Source organism: Flavicella sediminum (genome assembly GCF_006381105.1).
Classification (GTDB): domain Bacteria; phylum Bacteroidota; class Bacteroidia; order Flavobacteriales; family Flavobacteriaceae; genus Flavicella; species Flavicella sediminum.
Map to the genome: position 1 here is coordinate 1 of NZ_VDET01000075.1, position 284 is coordinate 284.

Sequence of the window (284 nt, forward strand, 5' to 3'; positions counted from 1 at the left end):
CTTCTACTTTTTTAGCTATCTTCAGGTCGACTAAGATAACAACATAAAATAAGTAACAGCTTAGTGCTCGGCTCACAATCTAGCGATTATCAACTCCCACACTAACTTTATACAAACACGTTAGCCACAAGCAAAAAGCACGTGTTTAAATAAAAAAACTAACACGTATCTATGAATTATTTTGTAACTTTGTGAATAGTAAATCATAAATGTATTATTATGAACACAAAATTGACATTAACAATAGAGAGGGATATAATTGAGAGAGCCAAAAACTACGCAAA

Annotated in this window: 1 protein-coding gene; it reads left to right on the forward strand. The window is 31.3% G+C overall.

Going from position 1 to position 284, the window contains the following annotated elements; translation table 11 throughout:
- Nucleotides 1–219: 219 nt before the first annotated feature.
- Nucleotides 220–284: DUF6364 family protein (locus tag FGM02_RS18320; protein WP_243739461.1), on the forward strand; the 65-nt coding region annotated here is incomplete at its 3' end.